At 67.5% G+C, this 6,171-nt stretch carries 7 protein-coding genes and 1 pseudogene; 4 read left to right on the forward strand and 4 right to left on the reverse strand.

The features are described from left to right. Window positions 1-60: 60 nt before the first annotated feature. Both ABT171_RS35210 and ABT171_RS35215 read left to right on the forward strand, forming a co-directional pair. Complete coding sequence (locus ABT171_RS35210; RefSeq protein ID WP_351250479.1) at window positions 61-1,650, forward strand: ISL3 family transposase; 1,590 nt, start codon at window positions 61-63, stop codon at window positions 1,648-1,650. A gap of 59 nt (window positions 1,651-1,709) precedes the next feature. Continuing rightward, complete coding sequence (locus ABT171_RS35215; protein ID WP_351250468.1) at window positions 1,710-1,961, forward strand: ribosomal protein L7/L12; 252 nt, start codon at window positions 1,710-1,712, stop codon at window positions 1,959-1,961. A 230-nt stretch (window positions 1,962-2,191) separates the two neighbouring features. On the opposite strand, the gene ABT171_RS35220 is transcribed toward ABT171_RS35215, so the two are convergent. Together ABT171_RS35220 and ABT171_RS35225 are read right to left on the reverse strand one after the other, a co-directional pair. Beyond that, window positions 2,192-2,533, reverse strand: coding sequence for a hypothetical protein (locus ABT171_RS35220; RefSeq protein ID WP_351250469.1), 342 nt, complete (start codon window positions 2,531-2,533; stop codon window positions 2,192-2,194). A gap of 511 nt (window positions 2,534-3,044) precedes the next feature. Beyond that, entirely contained in the window at window positions 3,045-3,812 is a 768-nt protein-coding gene (locus ABT171_RS35225; RefSeq protein ID WP_351250470.1) for a hypothetical protein, read from the reverse strand. A gap of 236 nt (window positions 3,813-4,048) precedes the next feature. Here ABT171_RS35225 and ABT171_RS35230 point away from each other — a divergent pair, with 236 nt between their 5' ends. Together ABT171_RS35230 and ABT171_RS35235 are read left to right on the forward strand one after the other, a co-directional pair. Beyond that, window positions 4,049-4,516: a hypothetical protein gene (locus ABT171_RS35230; protein ID WP_351250471.1), complete on the forward strand. Its 468-nt coding sequence runs from the start codon at window positions 4,049-4,051 to the stop codon at window positions 4,514-4,516. Window positions 4,517-5,110: 594 nt separating this feature from the next. Beyond that, window positions 5,111-5,407: a hypothetical protein gene (locus ABT171_RS35235; protein WP_351250472.1), complete on the forward strand. Its 297-nt coding sequence runs from the start codon at window positions 5,111-5,113 to the stop codon at window positions 5,405-5,407. A 26-nt stretch (window positions 5,408-5,433) separates the two neighbouring features. Here the strand turns inward: ABT171_RS35235 and ABT171_RS35240 are convergent, their stop codons facing one another. Both ABT171_RS35240 and ABT171_RS35245 read right to left on the reverse strand, forming a co-directional pair. After that, the gene (locus ABT171_RS35240; RefSeq protein ID WP_351250473.1) at window positions 5,434-5,757 is read right to left on the reverse strand and encodes a DUF6233 domain-containing protein; all 324 of its coding nucleotides are present in this window, start codon (window positions 5,755-5,757) and stop codon (window positions 5,434-5,436) included. A 249-nt stretch (window positions 5,758-6,006) separates the two neighbouring features. Beyond that, window positions 6,007-6,171, reverse strand: a pseudogene (locus ABT171_RS35245) (DUF4232 domain-containing protein); the annotation flags it as partial.

The following is a 6,171-nucleotide window of genomic DNA, read 5'->3' on the forward strand; positions in this document are numbered from 1 at the left end:
ATCTATCGGGTGTGCGGTTCAGGGGGTTTGGGGCGGTTGCTGCCGCATTTAGCCGGTGTGGTGGTCGAGTCGATCGAGCGTGCGGCCGGTACGGTCACGTTCTGCGCGCACGCCGCAGGGCCGACGGCGAGGTGCCCAAGATGCGGGGTGGTGTCGTGGCGTGTGCACGGCCGGTACGCGCGCCGGCTCGCTGACGCGCCTCTCGGCGGAGCCTCGACGATGGTCGAACTCGTGGTGCGCCGGTTCAAGTGCCTCAATCCGCAGTGTCCGGCGGTGACGTTCACCGAGCAAGTCGACGGGCTGACCAGCGCGCATGCCCGGTACACGCCGCTGCTGAGCACGCTGCTCACCTCGATCGCCGCATGTCTGGCGGGCCGACCGGGTGCCCGGCTCGCGGCCGCGCTGAGCATCCGCGTCGCCAAGGACAAACTCCTGGACCTCCTCCGGCAGTTACCGGAGTTGCCGCAGGCCAGCGTGTGCGTCCTCGGGGTCGACGACTTCGCGCTGCGCAAGGGCGACTCTTACGCCACGATCCTGGTGGACCTGGAACAGCGGCGCCCGGTCGATGTGCTGCCAGGCCGGGACGCCGAGCCGCTCGCCACCTGGCTGCGCGATCACCCCGAGGTCGAAGTGATCTGCCGGGACCGGGCCGGTGCCTATGCCGAAGGCGCCCGCAGCGGGGCTCCGCAAGCCCGGCAAGTGGCCGCCGAGGCGGTGGAAAAGACGGTCGGCGCCCATCACCCGTGCATCCGGACGGCGTTCACCACGGCCCAGGCCGTCACGGAGTCCGCCGCCGTGTCCAGGGGTACGGCGGAGCCGCCCGCGGAGGAGATGCCGTTCGTCCCTCCGGACGGCACCCGGGACGTCCTCGGGCGCCCGAGGCGGCTGGTGGCCCGCACCACCGAGCGGTACACAGCGGTGCAGCAACTGCTCGCCGAGGGTGAATCTCTGGCCTCGATCAGCCGTCGGCTGCGGCTGGATCATTCAACAGTGCGGCGCTTCGCCCGCGCCCAAAGTCTCGACGAACTGCTGGTCAAGGCCACCAGCCGGGCCTCGATCCTGGACGAGTACAGGCCCTACCTGCACGAACGCTGGCGCGAGGGCTGCCACGACATCCCTCAATTGCACCAGGAACTGCGCGCACGTGGCTTCGCCGGAAGCATCCAGTGCGTCCGCCGCTACTTCCGGCCCTTCAAGAAATCGCACAGCCCTAAACCGCGCAACTCGTTCACGCCTGCTCCCGAGCCACGACCCGCCCCGAAACCCCGACGCATCGTCCCCTGGATCATGACCAATCCTGGACACCTCGCCGAGAGCGATGCGGCCGAACTCAAAGAGATCCGGGCCGCCTGCCCGCACCTCGACGCCACCGCAGGCCACGTCCGCGACTTCACCGCCATGATGCGCGACCTGCGTGGCGATGGCCTGCCCGCTTGGATGGACCGCGTCCTCGCCGACGACCTACCCGCCCTGCACTCCCTGGTCAACGGCATGAAACGGGACCTGGACGCTGTCACCGCCGGCTTGTCGACGCCATGGAGCTCAGGCCAGGTCGAGGGTCACGTGACCAGAGCCAAGCTCCTCAAGCGCATGGGCTTCGGCCGGGCCAACCTCGACCTCCTCCGCAGACGCATCCTCCTCAGGACGTGATCGCCGAGCTCGCCATATGCTGCAGGCCGTCTGCGGAGTGAACGGAGGGATCGGACACGGTGAGCGAATCGTTCTTGCTGGTCTGCGACGACCTGCCGCACACCGTAGTCCTGACTGACGCCGGCCCCCGGGCCATCGAGATCGTGAAGCTACTGCACCGGCGAACCGGGCAGAGTTTGTGGCGCTGCAAGTCCCTCATCAGCCACTTGCCCGCGACCATCCTCGAGAACGTGCCGGAAGAAGTCGCCACCGCCATGGTGGCCGAACTCCGCGAGGCCGGTGCCGACGCTCATGCCGAGGCGAATCAGTAGGCTTCGGCCCCCTCATCGTCACAAGATCCCCGACAGAGCCGGATCGGCTGACCGTCGACACCGAAGACTGACCACGACGTGAATTTGTCCGCCTGGCTGACTACGCAGTCCGGCCACCGCCCCACGGCGGCCATGACATGGGCCCGCCCGGACGGCCTGGAAGCCGCAGAGCGCCAGACACGTGACTTCGGCGGAGGAAGGTGGGTGTTAGCTGCGGTGGACGGGATGGGTCAGGTAAGTCGCCGTCCCGTCTTTGCTGACCGCCGGTTGTGTCCCTTCGTGTCCCACCACTCTTCCAGATGGGCATGGACGAGGTGCACAAGCTGCAGCAGTCGGTCGGGAGGGGGTGCGGACGAGGTGAGCACATCCGCCCAGGACTTGAAGTCCCAGGGGAGGGCGACGACCCAACGTTCATCCGGGTAGTCTTGACGGCCTACAGTCAGCCAGTACGTCAACGTCACGCTGCGATCCGGATGGTGCTCGACCGTCATTTTGATGATGTCGAACCGGAGTCCGTCAGCGGTGCCGTACGAGCGGCTCAGGGCCTGCTCGGCTGGTGTCTGTCCCTCCAAAGGGTTAACCACCCTTTCACCTGGGCCCGCACCCCAACACCGTGTCGAGCAGCGAGCAGCGAGCAGCGAGCAGCGCCGGCGACGGCCGGCTGGTCGACCTTGTAGGCCGTCAGGAGATCGTTGTTCCCGGCAGGGGTACCGAATGATGGTGCGGAACTTCTCCACGTTCGGGCACTGATGGGTGTAGGTAGAGTAACCAACGGGCACGGCGGTAGTACGTCTTCAGGATGTAGGTGCGGCTGTGGCTCCTGCACTTGGCGTCGAAGCTGTCGGCCGCCGCGGTGCCGGCCTTCCCTGAGACAGCGGGCGCGGCCGACGCGGAACCAGCTGCCGGAATCAGCAGGGCCGGCCGATATGACGGCAGCAGCGGACAGGGCTGTCTTGACGGAAGTGTGGAGAAGTATGCGTTCCCCTCCATTCCCCTTGTGGTCAGCGGGGAGTTGGTGTACGAAGCCTCATTGGTGGTGCCGTTTCACCGTTTCATCGCTGACTGTACGCTGTTAATTGATTACTACAGGCCACACGTTTCCCGGAGCCCTGCGTGGCCCGGGTCGCCAACTCCATCGGCCAAGGCCTGGAAGGCATCACCATCACCTTCCAGCTCACCGGCGCCGCGCCGGAGCGGTCTTCGCGCCCAAGTAGTGCTTCTGCCCCCTGTGCCAGCGGAACGTCCGTCACGGAGCGGCCGAACGCAACAGATCGAGCGAAGAAGGGTGATCGGCGCGCTCCAGTTGTCGCCGGTGCGGATCGCGTACTCCAGCCGTCCGACGGGGAAGGGGACCGGGTCGCCGGTGTAGCGGACCTTCAGGATCTGGTGGCCGTCGCCGCTGACGTGCCAGTCGGTGGTCTTCCGGTGGGCCAGCACGGCCAGGTCGTACTGGCCCAGGGCGAAGGTGCGCTGGCAGGAGAGGTCATCGTCGTTGCGCAGGTGCTCGATGATGGAGACGAAGAAGCCGGCGATCTCCATCGCGATACCGCCGACGATGGTGGGATCGGCGATCGCCATCGCCAGGTTCCACACCTTGTTGTCGAACATCCACTTCGACAGCTCGTTGCAGGCGCGCACCAGGTTGTCGAACCATGCGCTGGTGCTGTGGTCGGCTTCCCAGACCGTGATGTGCACCGCCAGGCCCGCGCCAGCCTGTCCGTCGAAGATCGTCCGGCCCCGGCCCGTGGTCGGGAACGTGCGCGTCTGGCGCCGTTGCACCGCCCCGAACTCATCGGAGAAGTAGGCGGGGGCGGCGACCTTGTCACTGGTGGCGGACGCCGTGAAGTACAACTCGTCACGGCCGCTCAGGCCGTCGCCGCGCGCGACCGTAGAAGCTCTCCAGCTGCCTGCCTACGCCCCGGACCTGAACCCGCAGGAAGGCCCAGCTGCTCGACGGCTGTCTCACCGGCACCGGCACCGGCCTGGCCTTCGAGGCGTGACCCGCCTGGGGAACCTGCCACCCGAATGCGCGTTCGGTAACATTGCGTCGCCCGGATGAGGTTTCGCCTGACGAATCGAGTGAGCCCGTGAGTGACGATGTCCTCTCTGTCATTCCGACCGACTCGCACTGGCAGCCTGAGCCGGCGGCGGCTGAGCGTGCCGCGTCGCTCGTGGAGGACCTGGCCCCCGGGCTCCCCGACGGCGTCGATGTCGAGATTGATGTCACCTGGCACGACGCACTCACCGTTGTCGACTGTGGTCAGAATCTGCAGAAGATCGGCTGTCCCCAATGCGGCGCGTCGATCGACACCGAGTGGTGGGCTGACCTACTCGAAGCTCACTGCGACGACGGCTTCGCGACCCTTGCCGTGGTGGTCCCCTGCTGCGGCGCCGCGACCTCGCTGGACGCGCTGGAGTACGACTGGCCCTGTGGCTTTGCCCGATTCGAGATCGCCGTCTGGAACCCCGAGCGTGCCTGGTTCAGCGACGAGGAGCTGACCGCCATCGGGGACGCACTCGGACATCCGGTGCAGCAAGTCAGGGCCCACATCTGACGCACGTCAGCCCGCGAGGAACCCGACATCACGAGTTCAAGTTCAGTAGCTGGTCCCCGCGGCCATCATCCGGCGCCGGCCAATCGCCCGCCAGAGATCCACCTCCCGTCGCATGTCGAAACGTCGCGATCTGAGCGGCGTCGCGGGCTCAGCTTCGCGGTACGGCGGCTGTCGGCCACCAACGACCGCAGCTCGATCGCCTCCCAGCCCACCGTTACCCACGCGCTTGCGCGGCACGTTCAGGATGGCCCCGCCCGGGCGCCGCACGCTGCCAGGATCCGGGTTGCGGCAAGGGTTGCGCCATCGGGTTGCAGCTAGGGATTGCGCCTACTGTTGCGCGACCCGGAGAACCGTCTCCGCGTCCGTGCCGGCCACCACACGGTTTCTGCGTGGTCGGCCCGCTGACATCCCCGTTGCGGCCGCTTTCGCCCATGTCCCAGGCTGAGATGAGGGCGAGGGACGGGCGGGAGGGGGCGGCGCGGACGCAGCCGGGGATCCGGGCGTGCTCGCCGGTGTTGCGCGTCGGCGCCGCCGCCGCGCCGAGCCGCTGACGGTGCAGCGGCCGGTGTCAGTGGCGGCTGGAACGCTGGACGGATGAACGGCGATGAGCAGCTGCTGCGTGGCCGCGTGTACGGCCAGGACCACGACGACCCCAACCCAGGCCCACTGCCATGGCAGACCTACGCCGCGCTCATAGGCGGGCCGCTGGACGGATTGCTGCTGGACATCACGGGCTGGCGGCCGGAGGAAGTCGACGACGGTGCCGCCCTGTTCACCGAGCTCGGGCAGTTCCCCGGCGGTCGATCCCTGTACGACCCGAACCCCTGCGAACCGCGCACACCGGGCCCCGGGATGAGCTGCCGCTTCTACTACTCCGGCGATACGCCTTGATCGCCGCAGAGCCTTGCCCTCGTCTCCTACTCCAGGGTGCCCAGCGCTGTGTCCGGGCGGCAGTGGACGCATGCCGGTACTTGCTGGCGCAGGGCATCGAGCGCCTGCTGCCGGGTCGCTGGGCGACAGCGGCCTCTCTTGGCCGACGCCCAGCAGTGGCCGGTGTGCACCGCGTCCACGTTGGTGCGGTTGAGACCGTACTGGATCAGCCAGTCCGGTGGGGCCGGCCGCATCTTCATGCCCCGGCGTCGTTCCGCCTCACGTCGCTCCTCGTCGGCGATCCACCGGTCGATCAGGGCCGGCTGCCGCGCGGTCTGCTGTTCGGCGACGCGGCGGGCGAACCGCGGCATGTCGAGGCGGGTCGGCGGGGAATCCTCGTGCGCTTGGGTGTCCCGTGCCACTGGATCTTGACCGTTTGCCATCGGACTTTGACGGACGCGAGTTCGTGTCATCGGAGTTTGATCACCGCAGGTCAGCGACTCAGCGCATCGAAGGTGCGCTGAGTCGCTGACCTGCACTTATGTGCAGTTCCTCGTAAACGTGTAGGTCAGAGCCTTGCGATCGTCATGCAGGCTGCTCGATTTGTGGGGACGGTGGGGTCAGGAAGGCTTGACCGCCGAGACCGGGGTGACGGTCACCTTGTTGTCGCACTCGGCCCACACCCCGTCGTTCAGGGCGACCTGGTGCTTCCCGGAGTGCGGCAGCCCGATGACCATCGTCGGATACGTCACCGGGTTCGTGCCCGACACGCAGTAGCCGTCGGC

Origin of the sequence: Streptomyces sp. NPDC001851, from assembly GCF_040297165.1 — a bacterium.
Lineage (GTDB): Bacteria > Actinomycetota > Actinomycetes > Streptomycetales > Streptomycetaceae > Streptomyces.